Origin of the sequence: Promicromonospora sp. NPDC050880 (genome assembly GCF_044456525.1) — a bacterium.
In the GTDB taxonomy this organism is placed as follows: Bacteria; Actinomycetota; Actinomycetes; order Actinomycetales; family Cellulomonadaceae; genus Promicromonospora.
Map to the genome: position 1 here is coordinate 329,158 of NZ_JBITFV010000005.1, position 19,319 is coordinate 348,476.

At 72.5% G+C, this 19,319-nt stretch carries 13 protein-coding genes and 1 tRNA gene; 9 read left to right on the forward strand and 5 right to left on the reverse strand.

Annotated features, from left to right (window positions below):
- The first annotated feature begins 10 nt into the window (after positions 1–10).
- Complete coding sequence (locus tag ACIBBF_RS12205) at positions 11–1,255, forward strand: MFS transporter (protein ID WP_397413460.1); 1,245 nt, start codon at positions 11–13, stop codon at positions 1,253–1,255.
- 1 nt (position 1,256) lies between these two features.
- Here the strand turns inward: ACIBBF_RS12205 and ACIBBF_RS12210 are convergent.
- Positions 1,257–1,329, reverse strand: a tRNA-Arg gene (locus ACIBBF_RS12210).
- Between the two features lie 234 nt (positions 1,330–1,563).
- Here ACIBBF_RS12210 and ACIBBF_RS12215 point away from each other — a divergent pair.
- Genes ACIBBF_RS12215 through ACIBBF_RS12235 form a run of 5 tightly spaced genes read left to right on the forward strand, consistent with a single transcriptional unit; the run spans position 1,564 to position 7,253 of the window.
- The gene (locus tag ACIBBF_RS12215) at positions 1,564–3,333 is read left to right on the forward strand and encodes an ABC transporter substrate-binding protein (protein WP_397413461.1); all 1,770 of its coding nucleotides are present in this window, start codon (positions 1,564–1,566) and stop codon (positions 3,331–3,333) included.
- 3 nt (positions 3,334–3,336) lie between these two features.
- Positions 3,337–4,332 carry an ABC transporter permease gene (locus tag ACIBBF_RS12220; RefSeq protein ID WP_397413462.1) on the forward strand — a complete coding sequence of 332 codons (996 nt, stop codon included), beginning with the start codon at positions 3,337–3,339 and terminating at the stop codon, positions 4,330–4,332.
- A gap of 40 nt (positions 4,333–4,372) precedes the next feature.
- Positions 4,373–5,311 (forward strand): ABC transporter permease, encoded by a 939-nt coding sequence (locus ACIBBF_RS12225; protein ID WP_397413463.1) that lies wholly within the window; start codon positions 4,373–4,375, stop codon positions 5,309–5,311.
- Positions 5,311–6,261, forward strand: coding sequence for an ABC transporter ATP-binding protein (locus ACIBBF_RS12230; RefSeq protein ID WP_397413464.1), 951 nt, complete (start codon positions 5,311–5,313; stop codon positions 6,259–6,261). The genes ACIBBF_RS12225 and ACIBBF_RS12230 overlap by 1 nt, the downstream gene beginning before the upstream one ends.
- The gene (locus ACIBBF_RS12235) at positions 6,261–7,253 is read left to right on the forward strand and encodes an ATP-binding cassette domain-containing protein (RefSeq protein WP_397413465.1); all 993 of its coding nucleotides are present in this window, start codon (positions 6,261–6,263) and stop codon (positions 7,251–7,253) included. The genes ACIBBF_RS12230 and ACIBBF_RS12235 overlap by 1 nt, the downstream gene beginning before the upstream one ends.
- A gap of 153 nt (positions 7,254–7,406) precedes the next feature.
- On the opposite strand, the gene ACIBBF_RS12240 is transcribed toward ACIBBF_RS12235, so the two are convergent.
- Positions 7,407–8,333 carry a L,D-transpeptidase gene (locus ACIBBF_RS12240; RefSeq protein ID WP_397413466.1) on the reverse strand — a complete coding sequence of 309 codons (927 nt, stop codon included), beginning with the start codon at positions 8,331–8,333 and terminating at the stop codon, positions 7,407–7,409.
- A gap of 92 nt (positions 8,334–8,425) precedes the next feature.
- On the opposite strand from ACIBBF_RS12240, the gene ACIBBF_RS12245 reads away from it, so the two are divergent.
- Entirely contained in the window at positions 8,426–9,853 is a 1,428-nt protein-coding gene (locus ACIBBF_RS12245; RefSeq protein WP_397413467.1) for a helix-turn-helix domain-containing protein, read from the forward strand.
- A gap of 512 nt (positions 9,854–10,365) precedes the next feature.
- Here the strand turns inward: ACIBBF_RS12245 and ACIBBF_RS12250 are convergent.
- A complete protein-coding gene (locus ACIBBF_RS12250) occupies positions 10,366–11,613 on the reverse strand; it encodes an MFS transporter (protein ID WP_397413468.1) in 1,248 nt (415 codons plus the stop codon).
- 590 nt (positions 11,614–12,203) lie between these two features.
- Here ACIBBF_RS12250 and ACIBBF_RS12255 point away from each other — a divergent pair.
- Together ACIBBF_RS12255 and ACIBBF_RS12260 are read left to right on the forward strand one after the other, a co-directional pair.
- Positions 12,204–16,253: a hypothetical protein gene (locus ACIBBF_RS12255; protein WP_397413469.1), complete on the forward strand. Its 4,050-nt coding sequence runs from the start codon at positions 12,204–12,206 to the stop codon at positions 16,251–16,253.
- A gap of 766 nt (positions 16,254–17,019) precedes the next feature.
- Entirely contained in the window at positions 17,020–17,250 is a 231-nt protein-coding gene (locus ACIBBF_RS12260) for a hypothetical protein (protein WP_397413470.1), read from the forward strand.
- Between the two features lie 189 nt (positions 17,251–17,439).
- Here ACIBBF_RS12260 and mscL read toward each other — a convergent pair whose 3' ends face one another.
- Together mscL and ACIBBF_RS12270 are read right to left on the reverse strand one after the other, a co-directional pair.
- On the reverse strand, positions 17,440–17,862 hold the full coding sequence (gene mscL, locus ACIBBF_RS12265) for a large conductance mechanosensitive channel protein MscL (RefSeq protein ID WP_397413471.1): 423 nt from the start codon (positions 17,860–17,862) through the stop codon (positions 17,440–17,442).
- 159 nt (positions 17,863–18,021) lie between these two features.
- Positions 18,022–19,032, reverse strand: a complete 1,011-nt coding sequence (locus tag ACIBBF_RS12270) for an RcpC/CpaB family pilus assembly protein (protein ID WP_397413473.1) — start codon at positions 19,030–19,032, stop codon at positions 18,022–18,024.
- Positions 19,033–19,319 lie beyond the last annotated feature (287 nt).

A 19,319-nucleotide genomic window follows, 5' to 3' on the forward strand; every position in this document is an offset into this window, starting at 1 on the left:
GAGCATTGTCATGCCTGTCGCCCTGTGGGCCCTCGCCATCGGGGGCTTCGGGATCGGCCTCACCGAGTTCGTCATCATGGGCCTGCTGCCCGAGGTGGCCACGGACTTCGGCGTCACCGAGACCGTCGCCGGATATCTCATCTCCGGCTACGCCCTGTCCGTCGCGGTCGGCGCGATCGGTCTCACCGCCGCCCTGACCCGGGTGGACCGCAAGAAGGCCCTGCTGGGCCTGATGATCCTGTTCATCGCGGGCAACCTGCTGTCCGCCCTCGCGCCCACCTATGAGCTGATGATGCTCGGCCGGGTCGTCGCGGCGCTGTGCCACGGCGCGTTCTTCGGCATCGGCGCGGTCGTCGCGGCCGACCTGGTCGCACGCGACCGGCGCGCCGCCGCCATCTCGATCATGTTCGCCGGCCTGACCGTCGCCAACGTGCTGGGCGTGCCGTTCGGCACCCTGCTCGGCCAGGCGGCCGGCTGGCGCTCCACCTTCTGGGCCATCACGGGCATCGGCGTGCTCGCCTTCGTCGGCATCGCGCTGCTGGTCCCGGCCCGGGTAGGCGTGCCCGACGACGTCGCGGGGCCGAGCGGGCAGGCCGGTCCCGGCCTGCGCGGCGAGCTCGCGGCGTTCCGCGCACCGCAGGTCTGGCTGTCCATCGCCGTGACCGTGCTCGGCTACGGCGGCATGTTCGGGGCCTTCACCTACATCGCGTTCACGCTCACCGAGGTCAGCGGGTTCGCGACCTCGACCGTGCCGTGGCTGCTCATCCTGTTCGGCGCGGGCCTGTTCGTGGGCAACCTGGCCGGCGGCAAGGCAGCGGACAAGAACCTCGGGGCCACCCTGCTCACCCTGCTGGTGCTGCTCACCGTGGTCCTGGCGGTGTTCGCGCTGACCGCCACGAGCCAGGTCGCGACGATGATCAGCCTGGTGCTCATGGGCGCCGTCGGGTTCGCGACCGTGCCGGGCCTGCAGATGCGGGTCATGCGCCACGCGTCGGCCGCGCCGACTCTTGCCTCCGGCGCGAACATCGCGGCGTTCAACGTGGGCAACGCGTTCGGCGCCTGGGTGGGCGGGCTGACGCTCGCCGCGGGGCTCGGGTACACGTCGCCGCTGTGGGCAGGCGCGGCGGTGACCCTGGTCGGGCTGGTCGTGATGGTGGTCGCCACGCTGGTGCGGGGCGGCGAGCGTGTCGTGGCCCGCACCGGGGCGGCGGCCGGGGAGCGACCGGCGGTGCCCGCCGGGACGTTCACCGAGTAGGTGCGCCTGGGCAGACTCGAACTGCCGACACCCGCTTTAGGAGAGCGGTGCTCTATCCACTGAGCTACAGGCGCTCGCTCCTCCCGGGGGAGGAGCACGTCCGGGCGCTGCCCGGACCAGCGCACACAGCCTAACGGCAGCCCGGCCCGGCGCGCTAAGCGCCGGGTCGGGCGAAGGTGTCGATTGCGCAACATAGGTGACAAACCTTGACCAACCTGTCCCGGGGCTAGAACGATGCTCACCAACCTGGCGCGACGATGCGCCCGGTCCGCACGACGGCCGTGCGGGGGTGGACGAGAGGATCGACGATGCTCCTTCGACAGACCAGGTCCCGGGGCGCGGCGGCCCTGGCGGCGGCCACGGCGGCGGGCCTGCTGCTCGCCGGCTGCACCTCCGGCGGTGGTGGGAACGCACCCACGTCCAACCCCTACGCGTCCGCCGAGGGCATGGACGCGGCGAACGAGCTGGTGGGGGAGTACCCCCGCGAGGAGACCGTGTTCACGAGCGGCACCCAGTGGGGCCCGCCGTCGTCCTGGAACCCGATCCCCAGCTCCGGCGAGGCCACCGGCACGCGCGGCCTGGTCTACGAGCCGCTGTTCCAGTTCGACCCGATCACGCTCGAGCTCACGCCCTGGCTCGCCGAGGGCGGCGAGTGGACCGACGACGACACCTACGAGCTGACCCTCCGCGACGGCCTCACCTGGCAGGACGGTGAGACGCTCGACGCCGACGACGTGGTCTTCACCACCGAGCTGGGCAAGGTCGACGCCGTGCCGTACTCGAACCTGTGGACCTGGCTCGACACGGTCGAGGCCACGGACGACACCACCGTCGAGTTCACCTTCTCCGACCCGCGCTACCAGGAGTGGGACAACTGGCTCTACACCACGATGATCGTGCCCGAGCACATCATGGGTGACTGGTCGGACGAGGAGCTGCTGTCCAACCCGAACGAGGACCCGGTCGGCTCGGGCGCGTTCATGTTCAACGCCGTCGGGCAGGACCGGATGGTCTGGGAGCGCAACGACGACTGGTGGGCCAAGAGCGAGCTCGGCCACGAGATGCCGATGAAGTACATCGTGGACGTCGTGAACACCTCCAACGAGGTGGCGCTCGGCCTGATGCTGTCCGGCGGCCTGGACCTGTCCAACAACTTCCTGCCCGGGGTGAACCAGCTCGCCGACTCCGGCCAGGTGAGCACCTACTACGAGGGCGAGCCGTACATGCTGGCGGCGGCGTCGGCCAACCTCATCCCGAACCAGACGCGTCCGCCGATGGACGACGTCGACTTCCGGCAGGCGCTCGCGCGGTCGATCGACGTCGACAAGATCGTGGCGAACGCGTACGGCGGCCTGGTCGCCAAGGCGCACCCGTCCGGCCTGGTCCCGGCGTTCGAGGCGTACTACGACGAGGACGTCGTGGCCGAGCACGGGTTCACCTTCGACGCCGAGGAGGCCAAGTCGATCCTGGCCGACGCCGGCTACCAGGACACCGACGGCGACGGGTTCGTCGAGACGCCCGACGGCGAGCCGATCGACCTCAAGCTGATCGTCCCCGCCGGCTGGACGGACTGGATGGAGGCCGCGCGCGTCATCGCGGAGGACGCCTCCGCCGCCGGCATCAAGGTCACGGCCGACTTCCCCGACGCGGGCGCCGTCGACGACGCACGCGCCACGGGTGACTTCGACCTGGTGATCAACGGCAACGCGGGTGTGAGCAACACGCCGTGGACCTACTACAACTACGCGTTCTACCAGCCGATCCAGGAGCAGATGCTGGTCGGCAACTTCGGCCGGGCCGAGGACGCGGAGTCGTGGGAGCTGGTGCAGAAGCTGTCGCGCACCGAGACCGGCACGCCGGAGTTCGAGAGCACCCTGTCGCAGGTGCAGGAGCGGTTCATGACGCAGATGCCGGCCATCCCGCTCTGGTACAACGGCGCCTGGGCCCAGTACAACGAGTCGCAGTGGACCAACTGGCCCACGGAAGGTCGCGAGGACGCGTACTTCCCGGTCCTGTGGAACGGGTACACGCAGATGGGCGGCATCAACACGCTGCTCGCCCTCGAGCCCGCCTCCTGACGCATGCGTGGCTACCTCGCCCGCAAGACGCTGGTCTACGGGCTGACGTTCGTCGTCGCGGTCACGCTGAACTGGCTGATCCCCCGGCTCATGCCGGGGGACCCGGTCCAGCGGATGGTGGCGCGCACCGCCGTGCAGCACCCCGAGACGGTTGCCGCCATGACCGCGTACTACGAGCGCACGTTCGGCCTGGACCTGCCGGTCTGGCAGCAGTACCTGAACTACTGGGCGGCGCTGCTCCGGGGTGACCTGGGTACGAGCGTGTGGTTGTTCCCCGCGCCCGTGAGCCAGGTGGTGCTCGACGCCGTGCCGTACACCCTGGGCATCATGATCCCCGCGATCGTGCTGAGCTTCGTGGTCGGCAACAGCGTGGGGGCGATGGCGGCGCGCAGCCGGTGGCTCGACAACGTGGCGCTGCCCGTCGGCTACCTCGTCACGGCCATGCCGTACATGTGGCTCGCGATCCTGCTGGCGTGGGGGCTCGGCGTGGCGCTCGGCTGGTTCCCCGTGGCGGGCGGGTACGACTTCGGGCTGGTGCCGCAGTGGTCGTGGTCGTTCGCGGGCGACCTGCTGCACCACTGGGTGCTGCCGTTCCTGTCGCTGTTCCTGGTCTCGCTGGGCGGCTGGGCGATCGGCATGCGCAACCTGATCATCTACGAGCTCGAGTCGGACTACGCGAACTACCTGTCCGCGCTCGGCGCACCCCGGCGGCTCGTGCGGAGGTACGCCTACCGCAACGCGATGCTGCCGCAGATCACCGGCCTGGCGCTGCAGCTCGGCACGGTGCTGGGCGGCGCCCTGGTCACCGAGATCGTGTTCGCGTACCCCGGCCTGGGCAAGCTCGTGCTCTCCGCTATCCAGAACCAGGACTTCTTCCTGCTGCAGGGCACCCTGCTGTTCGTGGTGATCGGCGTGCTCGTGGCCAACTTCGTGATCGACATCGTCTACGTGCTGGTCGATCCCCGCACGCGGACCGGACTGACGGGGGCTACCGCATGAGCCGGAGCGGAGCCGCAGGCTCGTGCGGAAGGAGAACGGCATGACGGCGACACGACCGACCACGGGGCCCGGGACCGAGGCGGGCGACCAGCCCGGTGTGGCCGGGGCGCCGTCGGGCCTGCGAAAGCCCGGGGGCGACGTGCGCGAGACCCTGTACTTCGCCCTGCGGAACCCGAAGGTGCTGGTGGGCGGGGCTGTGGTGCTCGTGTTCCTGCTGCTGGGACTGATCGGGCCCGCGTTCCTGCGGTACGCCCCGATGGACTACGCGGGCCCGCCCATGGCGCCGCCCGGCGGCGACTTCCCGTTCGGCACCACGACGTTCGGGCAGGACGTGTTCGCGCAGTTCGTCGCGGGGCTGCGGTCCACGTTCCTCGTGGGCGTGCTGGGCAGCGCCGTCTCTGCCGTGATCGGCATGACCATCGGGTTCGTCGCGGGCTACCGCGGCGGCCTGATCGACGAGCTGCTCAACATGCTCACCAACGTGGTGCTGGTCATCCCGGGCTTCGTGGTGCTCATCATCATCAACGCCTACCTGGGCGTGCGCAGCGTGCCCATGCAGGCGCTGTACATCGGCGTCTTCTCCTGGCCCTGGGTCGCGCGCGCGGTGCGGGCGCAGACCCTGTCGCTGCGCTCGCGGGACTTCATCGACCTGGCGCGGCTGTCCGGGGTGGGGGTGGGCACGATCCTGCGGCGCGAGGTGGCGCCCAACATGTACTCCTACCTGTTCATGACGTTCGTGCTGCTGTTCGGCGGGTCCATCCTCACGGCGGCGTCGCTGGACTTCATCGGGCTCGGCCCCACCAACGCGATGTCGCTCGGCCTGATGATGAACCAGGCCGTGCAGTGGAGCGCGCTCCACCTGGGGCTGTGGTGGTGGTTCGTGCCACCCGGGCTCGGGATCACACTCATCGTGGGCTCGCTCTACGTCATGAACGTGGGCCTGGACGAGGTCTTCAACCCCAAGCTGCGGGAGACGTGATGGCACTGTCCGTGACCGACCTCCGGGTCTACTACCGCACGCTCAAGGGCGACGTGAAGGCGCTCGACGGCGTCACCTTCGACGTGGCCGACGGCGAGATCATGGGCATCGCCGGCGAGTCCGGCTGCGGCAAGACCACGCTCGGCAAGGCCCTCATCCGTCTCGACACACGCATGCGGCACGAAGGCGGCACGGTCGCCCTCGACGGCGAGAAGCTCCCCATCGCCGACGACGCCGCCATGCGCCGCCACCGCTACCGCGAGGTGTCCCTCATCCCGCAGTACGCGATGTCGGCGATGAACCCGACCCGCAAGATCGGCCGGATGATCCGCGACCTGCTCGCCGCCCACGGGGTGCGGTACGCCGAGGTGCTGCCCGAGCTCGAGCGGCGCCTCGGCCTAGTAGGGCTCGACGCCGAGGTGCTGAAGCGCTACCCGATCGAGCTGTCCGGGGGCATGAAGCAGCGCGTGGTGCTCGTGCTGTCCACGCTGCTCAACCCGTCCCTGCTCATCGGCGACGAGGTGACCTCCGCGCTCGACGTGTCCTCCCAGAAGGCCGTCGCCCGCGCGCTCGTCGAGTTCCGCGACCACGGGTTCGTGACGTCGATGATCGTCATCACCCACGACATCTCCGTGCTGTTCCAGGTCGCCGACACCATCCTGGTCATGTATGCCGGGCACCTCGCCGAGAAGGCCCCCGCCCGGACCATCATCGACGAGCCCCTGCACCCCTACACCAAGATGCTCATCGGGGCGCTGCCCCAGGTGGGCGACCGGTACGAGGAGCAGCGGCTCACCGGGATCGAGGGGCGGCCGCCGTCGCTGCTGAACCCGCCCACCGGGTGCCGGTTCCGCGACCGCTGCCCCCTGGCGCACGACAGGTGCGCCGAGGCCCCGCCCTTCCGCGAGGTCGCCGAGGGCCACCAGGTCGCGTGCTGGGCGGTGAGCTGATGCTGACCCTCGACCGGCTCGACAAGGTCTACAGAACCGGCACCTTCGGCAGCTCCGACCTGCACGCCGTGCGGCAGGTCAGCCTCGACGTGCAGCGCGGCGAGGTCGTCTCGCTCATCGGGGAGTCTGGCAGCGGCAAGTCGACCATCGGCAAGATGGTGCTCCACCTGCTCGACTCCTCGGGCGGCAGCATCACCTTCGACGGGCGCGACGTGACCCGCCTCGGGTTCCGGGAACGCCGCGAGTACTACCGCAGGGTCCAGGGCGTGTTCCAGGACCCGTTCAGCTCCTTCAACCCCATCTTCAAGGTGGACCGGGCCTTCGAGACCCTGCGTCGCTCCTACTTCCCCCGGGTCTCCTCCGCGGACTGGCGCGGCCGCCTGGAGGAGGCGCTGGGCGCCGTCACCCTCGAACCCGGCGACATCCTCGGCAAGTTCCCCCACCAGCTCTCCGGCGGCCAGCTCCAGCGACTGCTCATCGCGCGCGCCCTGCTGCTCGACATCGAGCTGCTGGTCGCCGACGAGATCATCTCCATGCTCGACGCCTCCACCCGCATCGACGTGCTCAACCTGCTCGGCGACCTCAAGGCGCGCGGCCTGGGCATCCTCTTCGTCACCCACGACCTCTCGCTCGGCAACTACGTCTCCGACCGGGTGGTCATCCTCTACCAGGGTCGCGTGGTCGAGCGGGGCGTCACCAGCGCCGTCTTCGACGACCCGCTGCACCCCTACACCCGGGACCTGCTCGCCTCGGTGCCGCACCTCGACCGCACGTGGGAGGACGTCGAGGCGGAGGAGGCCGAGCGCACCGCGCGCCTGGCAGGGCGGTGCCTCTACCACGAGGCGCTCGCGGCGCAGGGGCGGTCCCTGGGCGAGGAGGCGGCGTCGGCGGACGGGGTGCCGGACGGCGTGGGCCTGGTGGAGCACTCGCCCGGCCACTTCGTGGGGTGCTTCCGCCGGGCGGCGGACGACGCCTGCCCGGCGGGGGCGTGACGCGAGTCCGATCTCGCGCGGCGCAGCGGGGCGAGATCGTGCGGGGGAGAAGGTGCCCCGCGGAGGTGGGTTGCTGTGCGTCGACAATGTCTACGCACAGCAACCCACCCTCGTGGGACAACGTTCCTCCGGCTCGAGGCGGGTCCGGGGACGCTAGGCCGTCACGAGCACCGGTACGCCAGGGTCCAGGCCGGCGAACCGCTCGAAGTCACCGGGTGCGAGGCGCACGCAGCCGTTGCTGACCGCCTGCCCCTGGCCGACGCCGACGTGGATGGCGGTCGCGGCGTACTCGGTGCCGTAGAACCCGTCGAGGGACTCGCTCTGCATCGACAGGAAGACCGACAGGCCCGTGTTCACGGCCTCCGTGACCGTGAACACCTGGGTGAGCCCGAGCGGCGTCGGCGTCTCGGGGGCGCCGACGGCGGCGGGGAACGTCTCCCGGGTGCCGTCGGCCTTGCGCAGGGTGATCGTGCGGTCCGACAGGTCGACCAGGACCGCCCGCTTCTCCGCGCGCAGTACGACGTCGTCCTCGCGCAGCCAGCCCGCGGTGCCGTTCACGCGCTCGGGGTCCTGTGACGGCAGCGCGCCGCGACCGTAGGGGACGAGCACCTTGACCCAGCCGGGCCGGCGCTCCAGCACCAGCCAGCGGGCGGCGGCGTCGTAGTAGGCGGACTCCAGCGCGAGCACCGGCTTCTTCGTCGCGTCCGGCTGGGCCCAGACCGGGGTGCGGTCGGCCTTGGGCCGCGCGACCGAACCCGGCAGCGCGCGGAGCCGGTCGACGTCGGACTGCGGCAGCTCGTGCGGCAGCAGCCGGTCGATGCGGGGTTCGGGCAGGCCGGCGAGCGCGAAGGCGGCCGGCGTCGGCTCGGGGGCGGACGGGGTGGGGGAGGGCGTGGGACCGGGCGCGCTCGTCACCGTCGCCGGGGCGGACGCGACGCCCTCGGTGTCGGGCTGCAGCACCAGCCAGGTCATGGAGGCGAGCACCGCGAGGAGCACCACCGCCGCCACCCACGTCCACACCCGGGACGCGCGCGGCCGGGACGACTCCGGGGTCTGGTGCCCGCCGAGCGTGTCAGCCATCCCCAGAACGATACCGGGCTGACACATGTGTCCGATATCTTCATCTCCGTCCGACTTGCACCACTGCCGCAACCCACCGAGGAGAGATCGCCGTGGCCACCGCCGACCGGACGTTCCCGACCACGAGCGTCCCGACGCGCCGTTCCCGCAACCTCGTGCTCACCGGTGCCATCTCCGTCGCCCTGATCTCGACCGGGTCCGCCTACCTGGCCATGGTCCAGTTCGGCGTGGACGTGCTCGCCATGAACCAGGGCACCGCCTACGCGACGGCCGGCGTCTTCGAGCTGTCGCTCGTCACCGTCGCGCTGCTGGCCCGCGAGGCCGCGCGCGACAACCGGCCCGGCGGCACGCTGCTCGCGCTGACCTGGGCGCTGTCGTCGGCGTCGGGCATCTTCGCGGCGTGGCACGAGGCGTACATCGGCCATCCCGCCGGCGCCGTGCTGTTCCGGTTCGTCGTGCCGCTGCTGGCCGCGCTCATGTGGCACCTGGCGCTGATCGGCGACCGGCACCTGGCCACCGGCACGTCCTGGTCGGCGCTGCGGCAGTCGGCGCGGATGCACGCGCTGTTCCTCACGACGGAGGACCTGTTCCGGGCGCAGAGCCTCAACGACGGCTCGCGTGCCGCGCGGCGCCGGCTCGCCAAGGCCGAGGCCGGACGCCGCCGGGCACGCTCCGTCGCGCTGCGCACCGTACCGCCCACCGAGATGCGCGCGCAGGTCGCGGCCTGGTGCGAGGCGCTGGCGGCCGTCGGCGACGGCACGGCCGACGTGGCACGCCTGCACCTGGCCGACCGGGCGCGGCTGACCGGGATCCTGACGGGCGAGCGGCTGGAGCCGGGGGAGCTGGGCGTGTCGGGGGTGCTGGGCGCGTCGAGGACGGACGTCGGGACCGGCGTCGGCGTACCTGACTACGAGTGGCGTGCCGCCGAGGCCGTCGCGGGAGAGGTCGGTGTACCGGTCGGGGGCGTGGACGGCAGCGGGGTGTTCGGCGGGCAGGCGTTCGGGGACGCGCCGGGCCAGGGCGCGCCGCGTCCCGCGGGGCGGCGCAGCGCGGCCCTCGACGAGCGTCGAGACCGGGTGACGGAGCGCGCGCCCGCTGAGCCGGGACCGTCCGGAGAGGGGTGGGGCGCCGGAACGGAGCCGAGACCGTTCGGAGAGGGGCGGGGCGCTGGAAGGGAGCCGGGACCGCCCGGAGAGGGGCGGGGTGCCGGAACGGAGCCGGGCGGGCCGGCCGTCGCGGCGGGCGGCGGCTGGCAGCGCGTCCAGGCCGAGGCCGTCGATCCTGTCGAGGCGGCGGACCGCGCCACGGCGAACGTGCGGGAGGCGATCCCCCCGCGGCGCGCTCCCCGCCGGGACACGCAGCTCGGTACCCGGGCCGCCGAGCGCATGATCGACCTGCGCGCCAAGGGGCGCACGTACCGCGAGATCGCGGAGGAGGTCGGCGTCAGCGAGACGACGGTGCGCAAGCGGATGCGCGAGTTCACCGAGACCGGCTCGATCCCGATGGTCACGGTCCGCTGACGCCGCGGGGCTGCTGGTCCGTCAGCGGCTCCGTGGGGTGTTCGGTCTTCTGCTTGCTCTGCCGGTGGGTGTTTGGTTCGTTGTCGGTCCTGCGTGCTGGGGTGTTCGGTCTTCTGCTTGCTCTGCCGGTGGGTGTTTGGTTCGTTGTCGGTCCTGCGTGCTGGGGTCTTCGGTCCTCTGCCAGCTCTGCCCGCGGGTGTTCGGTCCATTGCCAGCCCTGCCTGCAGGTGTTCGGTCCGTTGCCTTGAGATCGGTCTATCGACGGACCGATCTCGAGGCAACGGACCGAACACTCGTTGCGGAGCCCGGCATTGGACCGAACACTGTCGCGGAACCGGTCGATGGAACCGACTACCGGTTGCGGAACCCGGGCAACGGACCGACCACCGTCGCGGAACCGGTCGATGGAACTGACCACCCGCCATGGAACCCAGGCAACGGACCGACCACAGCGAGCGGCGCCAGGCAACAGCCAGGCGCCGGACCGAACTCGCGAACGAATGGGACAGGCGTCAGGAAGCAGCCGGCCCGTCGGGGGCACCCGCGTGGGCGATGTTGCCGAGGGACCGCCAGACCAGCACCAGGGTGAGGCCCGCGCCGGCGCAGGCGAACCACCACGGCGCGACGAGCCCCCAGTGCTCGGCGATGATGCCGCCGAGCAGCTGCCCGAGCGCGACGCCGCCGAACACGCAGATCATGTACAGAGAGCCCACCCGGCCCTGGAACTCGCGCGGTACCGCCCGCTGCCGGACGGTGGTGGAGAGCGTGCCCCAGACGAAGGCGTAGACCCCGAAGACACCCATGATCAGGATCGCCACCCAGCTCGTCGTCGTCAGGGCGAAGGCCGCGTGGTAGAGCACCTCCAGGGTGAGGCACACGCGCATGAGGGTGGCCAGGGCCACGTGCCGCTCCAGCCAGCCGTAGGCCAGCGTGCCCACGATGCCGCCCACCGCCGCCGACGTGGTGAGCAGGCCGTACTCCACCTCGCTCATGTGCAGGTGGTCGAGCGCGTACTTGACCAGCACCGCACCCGGCGCCGCCCACGTGATGTTGAAGGTGAGGATGACGATCGCCAGAGTGCGCACGGGGGCGTGGTGCCAGATCCAGCGCAGCCCCTCGGCGATGTCCTGGCGCACGTGCGACCTGGCGCCGGGGCGGGGTTCGGCGTCGGGCAGGCGTACCCGGGAGACCAGGACCACCGCGAGGGCCACGCAGACCACCTGTACCACGAACGGCCAGACCATCCCCGCCGCGAACAGGAACGCGCCCAGCGGAGGGCCGGCGAACTGGTTCGCCGTGAGGAAGCCGGCCTGGAGGCGCTGGTTGCCGGTGCCGAGGTCGCGGGGCTCCACGAGCATGGGCAGCAGGGTCTGCTGGGTGGTGTCGGCGAAGACCTCGGCCGTGCCCCAGAGGAACATCGCGGCCAGGACCAGCCAGATGGACACCGTCCCGGTGGCGACGAACACGCACAGCACCGCGATGACGAGGGCACGGACGGCGTTCGCGACGATGACGACGGCGCGGCGGTCGAGCCGGTCGGCGAGCACACCCGCCCACAGACCGAACACGAGCCACGGCAGGCGTTCGAGCATGGCGGCGAGCGCGACGAGGAAGGCGCTGTCGGTCTGCGACGCGACGAGCAAGGGTCCGGCGGCCAGTGCGATGCCGTCGCCGATGTTGCTGGTCCAGGACGCCGAGACGAGCCAGCGGAACGGCCGTCCCAGCCGGCGGGGGAAGACGACCTCGACGAGTGCGCTCACAAGCGTTCGATCCTAGGAGGCGGTGTCCACGCTTTTTCCCGACGGCGGACCGGCGTCCGGATCGTGCCCGCACCGGCACGGCCAGGGGGTGATATCCCGGGTCCCCGGAGGCGTCTCGCGGGCCGTCTCCGGACTGCCCGAGCGGGTCCGGTGACGGGGGCCGGGCACGGGCCGGGAACCGTGCAACGACGCGGCAGAACGTCCTGTGGACGCCGCTCGGGTCGAAATTCGAAAACGTTTGCCGGCCGGAGGAAAAGCAAGTTGGACAATCGTCCGAGTCGGTGTTGACGTCCGCCTGGAACAGGTGCAGACTCTCACAAGACGGTGCGCATCGCCCGCCCCCTGCGCGGTGCGCATCGTCATACCCCGTCGGGCTCCGGCCCGTCTGCGAAGCCCCTTCGGACCCCCTGCCGGAGGGGCTCCTGCATTCCCGGGAACATCGCCGGTCTCCGAGGGTCCTGCCGGCGCGCACGGTCGCCTGCCGGGCCCGTGCGCCCGCACGGCACGCCACGCCGGGGGTTCGGGTGGTCCGGCGTGTCGCGCGGCGTGGCGTCCGGAGCTTGCGTGCGCCGCACGGTTAGCGTGCTGGTGTGAACGCTGCACGCCGCCAGACCGCAGCCGCCCCCGAGAGCTCGGCCGACCTGACCGAGGAGCTCTCGGCCGCGCTGCAGGACGAGAACGTGGACCCGGCCACCGAGCTGGCCGCGTCGGAGGCCTCGGGGTCCACACCGCGAGCATCCCGCGACCCCATGGCCGAGTCGGTCGCGCGCTGGCGGGCCGGGCTCGTCCGCCTCGCCGGGGGATCGTCCCTGGCCGACGTCGGGCTGCTCGGCGAGGCCGTCATCGACCTGTCGTCGGCGCACCCGTCGGGCGTCGCCCAGCTCTTCGCAGGCCGGCCGACCCGCCTGTCCAACCTGGTCCGCGAGGCCGGTGCCCTGCCCACGGCCCGGCGTCGCGCCCGAGCGGTCGCGGCCCGCTCCGCGGAGCACGCGCAGCGCTACGGGCTCTCGCCGACCTACCTCGCGATCGGCGTCGCCACGTGGACGGAGTACCCGGTCTCCGGCGGGCCGGACGCCGGACGCCGGGACGACATGGAGGCGATCACCCGGGTGCTCGGGCCGGCGAGCGCGCCCCAGCCGCCGGAGCAGGAGTCCGCGGACAGCCCCGACGACGCACCGGCTCTCACCGGCTCCGTCCCGGTCGTCACGCTGGCGATGCCGTCGGGGCGTCCGGCGTCGTCCGCGGACGAGGAGGCCGAGGGGCCGCGCGTGGTGCGCGCACCCGTCATCCTGCGTCCCGTCACGCTGACGCCGCGCACCGACGGCGAGGGCGACTACGACATCACGCTCGACACCGCCGCCGAGATCAACCCCGTGGTGGCGCGCACGCTGCGGGCCCACGGCGCCCTGCTCGACCCTGCCGCGCTGGCCAAGGCGACCTTCACGCTCGCCGGGTTCAACCCCACCGACGTGCTGGACCGGGTGGCGAGCCTCGGCTCGGCGGTGCTGGGCGACTTCCAGCTCGACCGGCGGGTGCTGGTGGGCACGTTCGTGCACCCCGGCCAGGCACTGGTCGACGACCTCGACGAGCTCGCCCCGACGCTGGGGAGCCATGAGGTGGTCTCCGCGCTCGGCGGCGTGGACGACTCGGTGCGCACGCTCGGGCGGACGGAGCTGCCCCCGGCACGGGTGGGCGACGCCGACCCGGCGCACGAGCGCGGCGTCGGCGACCTCGACCCGCACCAGCGGCACGTCGTGGACGCGCTGACGACCGGCAGCCACCTGTTCGTGGACGCCCCGGTCGGGTCCGACGCCGCCGGCACGCTGGCCGCCGTCGTCGCCGAGGCGAACGCGAGCGGCCGCTCCGTGCTGTACGTGCCGGGGCACCGCCGCGCCGCCGACGCCCTGGCCGCGCGGCTGGACTCGCTGGGTCTGGCGGGCCTGCTGCTCGACATCGCGCCCGTGCCGACGTGGCGCACCTCGACCTCGCGGCGCCTCCTGGAGGCGATGGCGCCCGCGCAGGAACGGATCGACGTCGACGAGGTGGCCCGGGTCAGGGACGCCCTGATCGGGTCGCGGGCGCAGCTCGCCGGCTACATCGGGGCGCTGCACCGCGTGCGGGACCCGTGGCGGGTCTCCGCGTACGACGCCCTGCAGGCGCTCGCCCGGCTCACCTCGGAGCGGCCGGCGCCGGCCACCCGGGTGCGGCTCGGTTCCGAGGAGGTGCTCGCGCTGGGCGCCGAGCGCCGCGCGGAGCTCGCGGCCGACCTGGAGCGGGCGGCCGAGCTGGGGGCGTTCACGCTCAGGTCGGCGTCCAGCCCGTGGTTCGGCGCGCACATCCTCACCGACGACGACGCCCGCTCGACGCTCGCCCGCGTGACCCGGCTCGCCGAGCACACGCTGCCGGAGCTGCGGGAGCAGATCGAGTACGTGGCGCGGGTGACCGGCCTGGTCAAGGCGACGACGGCTCGCCAGTGGGGCGAGCAGCTCGCCATGCTCGGGGGGATGCGCGGCACGCTCGACGTGTTCCAGCCCATGGTGTTCGAGCGCACGGCCGCCGACATGGTGCAGGCCACGGCGTCGCGACGGAAGCGCGCGGAGCAGGGCGTGGAGATGGGCTGGCTGGCGCGGCGCCGGCTGAAGCGACGGGCCCGCGAGATGGTGCGCCCGGGCGTCCGGGTGCCGGACATGCACGCGGCCCTCGTCGAGGTGCAGCGCCAGCGCGAGGTCTGGCAGGAGCAGTGCCCGCGTGGCGGCTGGCCGACCCTGCCCGAGGGCCTGGCGGCCGTCGAGGAGACCTACGAGGCGGTGCGGATCGACCTGGAGGCCCTCGAACCCGTGCTGCGCTCCTCGCACGCGGGTGGCGGCCTGCTCGACCTGGACCTGTTCGCGATGGTCCAGCGGCTCGCCTCCCTCTCGGAGACGCGGGAGGCGCTGACCCCGCTGCCGGAGCGGACCGCGGTGCTGCGCCGGCTGCGGGCGGCCGGTCTCGGCGACCTCGTCGACGACCTCACCGAGCGCCGCGTCGAGGCCGACCTCGTGGGCCCGGAGCTGGAGCTGTCGTGGTGGTCCTCGGTGTTCGAGCAGATCCTTGCCACCGAGCCCGACCTCGCCGGTCAGGACGGTGCAGGCCTCGACGCCCTCGCCGGACGGTTCCGCGAGCTGGACCGCCGGCACGTCGGCTCCCTGTCCGCGCCCGTGCGGGCCGCGGTGCGCGCGCACCTGGGCGCCGCCATGCGCGAGGAACGGGACGACGCCGAGGCGCTCTACGCCCAGCTGGTCGACGGCGGCCTCACCTCGATGCGCGACCTGGTGTCCGCGCACGGCTCGACCGTGCGGCGCCTGCGTCCCACCTGGGTCTCGACGCCGACGATGGTGCCGCACCTGCTGCCCGCGGAGCGAAGCGCCGACCTGGTGATCCTGGACGCCGTGCAGCACGTGCCGGTCGAGGTGGTCGTGCCCGCGCTGGCCCGGGGCCGGCAGATCGTGGTGGTGGGTGACCCGCGGTCGGCGTCGGGCACCGCCGTGCGGGACCTGGCCCGGCTGCTGCCGCGCGTCACGCTCCAGCCCGAGCCCGCGCGCCGTGACCCGCGCCTCACGGCGCTGCTGGCCGAGCACGGCTACGAGGGCATCCTGCGGCCCGCGCCCCTGCCGCGCACCGAGGCCCTGGTGCACTTCTCGCTCGTGGACGGGACCGGTATGCCGGACCCGGTCTCGGGCACCGTCGAGTCGACGACGGCGGAGGTCGAGCGCGTGGTCGACCTCGCCATCGAGCACGCGATGACCCGGCCGGAGGAGACCTTCGGCATCGTGACCGTCACCGCGGCGCACGCCGACCGGATCCGGGAGCGGCTGCTCGCAGAGGTGCGGAACAACCCGGCCCTGGCCCCGTTCTTCGCGGGCTCACGGCCCGAGCCGGTGGTGGTGGCCGACGTGACGGGTGTGGCCGGGCTGGCCCGCGACACCATCGTGCTCACCCTCGGATTCGGGCGGACGCCGCACGGTCGCGTGCTGCACCGGTTCGGCGTGCTCGGCGACGCCGGCGGCGACGCGATGCTGCTCGGCTCGCTGGGCGCGGCACGCAAGCGGCTGCACGTGGTGTCGTGCTTCCCGGCCGGCGACCTCGACCCGGAGCGACTCCGCGGCCCGGGGCCGCAGCTGCTGGCGCGGGTGCTGTCCTTCGCCGAGGAGCGCTCCGGGCTCGCGGACCAGGTGGAGATCGGCAACGGCGTGGACGTGGCACGGTCACTGGACCGGCTCGTGGTGGACCTCGGGGAGCGGCTGTGGCGCTCCGGCCTCGTGGTCGAGACGGACTACGGCCTGCCCGGCGGCGACCGGATCCCCCTCGCCGTGGGCCACCCCGACCTGCCGGGTGAGCTGCTGGTGGCCGTGCTGACCGACGACGCCGCGTACGTGGCCGAACCGTCGATCCGCGTGCGCGACCGTCAGCTCGCCGAACGGCTGGAACGGCTCGGCTGGGTCGTGGCTCAGGTGTGGTCGGCCGCCGCGTTCCTGGACCCGGACGCCGAGGCGGAGCGGGTGCGGAGCGTGGTGCTGTCGGTGCGGGACGCACGGGTCGGGCTGTCCGGAGGTGTGGCCCCGGCGGCGGAGCTGGTGGTGCCGCAGGTGCTGGACGACTGAGGCGTGGGGTGGCCCCTGTCGGTGTGGGGCGGACTTGTCGGCTTCGGGGGCTGGTCACGGGCTGGCTGGTCACGGGCTGGCCGGAGGGGCCGGGCGGGTTGGAGGCCTGGCTGGGCTGGATGTGCCTGGGTGGGCTGATGTGCCTGGGGGGCTGGATGTGCCTGGATGGGCTGATGTGCCTGGGGGACTGGGGTGCCTGGGGGACTGGGGTGTCTGGTTGAGTTGCTGGGCGCCTGGATCAGCTGGGGCGCCTGGCTGAGTTGGTGGGCGCCCGGCTTGGCTGGGGGCGCCCGGCTTGGCTAGGGGCGCCTGGCTGGGTTGGGGGCTCCCGGCCGGATGCCCTGTTGGTGGCTTGCGGCCGGCAGTTGTGAAGCTGGTGGCTTGAAGTCGGCAGGTTCCTCCCGCGAGGTCGGCAGTTTGCCTCGTCGGGACTCAGGTGGTCGGCAGTTTGCTTCGAGATCGGCACAGGCCTGTGCCGATCTCGAAGCAAGATCTCGAAGCAAACTGCCGACCTCGCCCGCGGGCGTCGGCATTATTGCAGGATCGGATCCGACTGCGCCGGAGGGTGCTGAGCTTCCTGGCGGGTGCCCCGGGCGGTGCCGACGTTGCTGGACAGTCCCGACCTTGCCGGTGGGCGCCCGGAAAGCGCCGATGTCGCTGGACCGTGCCGATCTTGCTGGACGGTGCCGGCTGTGCAGACGCCTGGAGCGCGGAGCCAGGTCGGCTCGTGCGTACTCTCGGCGGGCGGCCGAGAGACAATGGACACGTGAACGAGTCCGAGGAGCAGGGCGCCGAGGCGGTGCCGAGCGGCGGCACGCCCCGGCGTCGGGGGCCCCGGCGAGCCGTGCGGCGGGGGACCGAACGTGAGGCGGTGCTGGGTGTGAGCGCTGACGAACGCCCGGCCGGCTGGGGGGAGGACACTGAGGACCAGGCTGCTGCCGGTCACGGGTTCAACGACGAACAGCTCCGCCGGGACGTGCCCCCGCACTGGGGTTGAGCACGCGGGTCAGGCGCGAGGCACGCCGATGTGTCAGGCGCTCGGTCAGTCGCACGCTCGGCCCATCGCACGCGCGGTGCCGGACCCGCGATGGTCGGTGGGACGCCAAGGTGACGTTCCACCGACCACGGCGGGGCTGGCCGTTGACGACCGCTGCGGGAGCTGAGTCGCCGTCGGCGATCCGGTGGGTCAGCGGTTCTGCGAGGCGGCGCCCGTCTGGGTGCGGAGCAGGTCGCGGATCTCGGTGAGCAGCACGACCTCCTCGGCCAGCGCCTCCTCGACGACGTCCTCTTCGGCCTGCTTGCGCAGCGACTGCAGCTTCTTGATCGGGAGGATCACGAAGAAGTAGATCGCTGCCGAGATCAGCAGGAACATGATCACGCCCTGGATGAAGAGGCCGATCTGGAACTTCGTGGTCTCGCCCTGCCAGTTCGGGAGATAGAAGGCGATCTCGGTGAAGTCCGGCGCACCGATGAGCCACCCGATGAGCGGCATGATGAAGCCGTCCACGAGGCCGCTGATGACCCCGGAGAAGGCGGCGCCGATGACGACGGCGACCGCGAGGTCGAGCACGTTGCCGCGCGTGATGAATTCCTTGAAACCCTGAAGCATCCTGATTCCCCTGCTGTTGTTCACGAATGTTCTCGGGCCGCCGGGACCGGCCCGGTCATGGATTCTCCGGTTTGTTCCGAGAATCCGCACCTCGAACGGGACATTCCGCAGAATGCGGTCGTTGTTTGCCCCACTATGCCGGATCCGCTGGGGGTGCGGCTACGGCACCAGAACAGCCGTCACGGAACCCCAGCCCGAGACCGCCGACAGCTCGGGGGCCTCCTGCGGGCTCACCGCGACGAGCGTGACCGGCCGGTCCGCCTCTGACGCCGGTCCGAGCAGTCCGCCTGCCGCCTCCGGCGCGCGTCCGGGCGGGACGGGGAGCACCAGCGCGTCGCGAGCGAGGTATCGGGGCTCGGTCGCCGGCTCGATGCCCGACGTCGTCCCGGCCAGCAGGTCCACGCGGTCGCCGGGGCGCAGGAGGGCGGCGACCGCGTCGTCGGACAGGCGGACCGGGACCACCGCCGAGCCGCGTGGTGCGGCGGCGGAGACACCGTCGTCGGAGACAAGGGTGGCGTGCAGGGGCGCGCCGGCTGGCAGACCGACGACCGCCACCCGCCCCAGGAGGTCGTGCACGGCGTGGGCCACGCCGGGTGGGGCGGCGTCGGCGGCGATGGGGCGTAGAACGACGTCTTCGCTGGTCAGCTGGGTTCCGACCGCGATCGGCCGGGCAGTGATCGCGATGTCCACCGTCGGAGGCGGGGGCGGGCGCAGCACGTGCAGGGCAAGGGTTGCCGCCAGGCCGAACAGCGCGGCGGCGAGGGCGAAGCGCCAGCGCCACAGGATGCGCCGTGCCCGGCGGAGCCCTGGTGACGCGGGTCGCGACAGCCACCCGCCAAGACCACGACGCTGCTGTCGGCGGGGGCCCGGTGACCGGTCCGGTGCGGCGCCCCATGGTGCGGAGAGCAGGGGGCTGGGTGCGGTGGTGGCGTCGAGGGTGGGCGCGGCCAGGGCGTCCACGCTCCACGGGCTGCTCGCGGCACGGTCGGGTTGCCGTGGCGCCTCCCACGGCTTCGGACGGCGGGGCTCGTCGCGCATCGTCGACCGGTGTGGTTCGTCCTGCGCGGACGGCCGGAGCGGGGCCGTCGGCGCGCCCGGATCGCGCGGTGCATCATCGCGCGGTGCATCGTGGTGGACGGCTGTGTCGGTGAGCGTGTCGAGGAGTCCCATGCCGACGACGCTAGGTGGCCGGTCCGACCAGCGGGCTGGTTGCGGGTGCATCTGTGCACAGGGGCCCGAGGAGAGTGCCTGTGGTCACTCTCGCGGGCCTGGGCGCGCTACGGGCGGGTCGCTGAGGCCCGACGCGAGATGCTGACTTCGGCCCCTTGCTCGACGCAGCCACGAGCGTTGGGGGGGGGGGGGGGGGGGGGGCCCGGCGCGCGGGGGGGCGCCCCCCCCCCCCCCCCGGCCCGGGGGCCCCCCCCCGCGGGGCCGCGCCGGGGGCGCGGCCGGGCGCG

Coding starts and splice junctions, on each gene's coding strand:
- ACIBBF_RS12235 (WP_397413465.1), top strand. CDS start 6,261: ATGCTGACCCTCGACCGGCTCGACAAGGTCTACAGAACCGGCACCTTC.
- ACIBBF_RS12225 (WP_397413463.1), top strand. CDS start 4,373: ATGACGGCGACACGACCGACCACGGGGCCCGGGACCGAGGCGGGCGAC.
- ACIBBF_RS12220 (WP_397413462.1), top strand. CDS start 3,337: ATGCGTGGCTACCTCGCCCGCAAGACGCTGGTCTACGGGCTGACGTTC.
- mscL (WP_397413471.1), bottom strand. CDS start 17,862: ATGCTTCAGGGTTTCAAGGAATTCATCACGCGCGGCAACGTGCTCGAC.
- ACIBBF_RS12215 (WP_397413461.1), top strand. CDS start 1,564: ATGCTCCTTCGACAGACCAGGTCCCGGGGCGCGGCGGCCCTGGCGGCG.
- ACIBBF_RS12230 (WP_397413464.1), top strand. CDS start 5,311: ATGGCACTGTCCGTGACCGACCTCCGGGTCTACTACCGCACGCTCAAG.
- ACIBBF_RS12270 (WP_397413473.1), bottom strand. CDS start 19,032: ATGGGACTCCTCGACACGCTCACCGACACAGCCGTCCACCACGATGCA.
- ACIBBF_RS12205 (WP_397413460.1), top strand. CDS start 11: ATGCCTGTCGCCCTGTGGGCCCTCGCCATCGGGGGCTTCGGGATCGGC.
- ACIBBF_RS12240 (WP_397413466.1), bottom strand. CDS start 8,333: ATGGCTGACACGCTCGGCGGGCACCAGACCCCGGAGTCGTCCCGGCCG.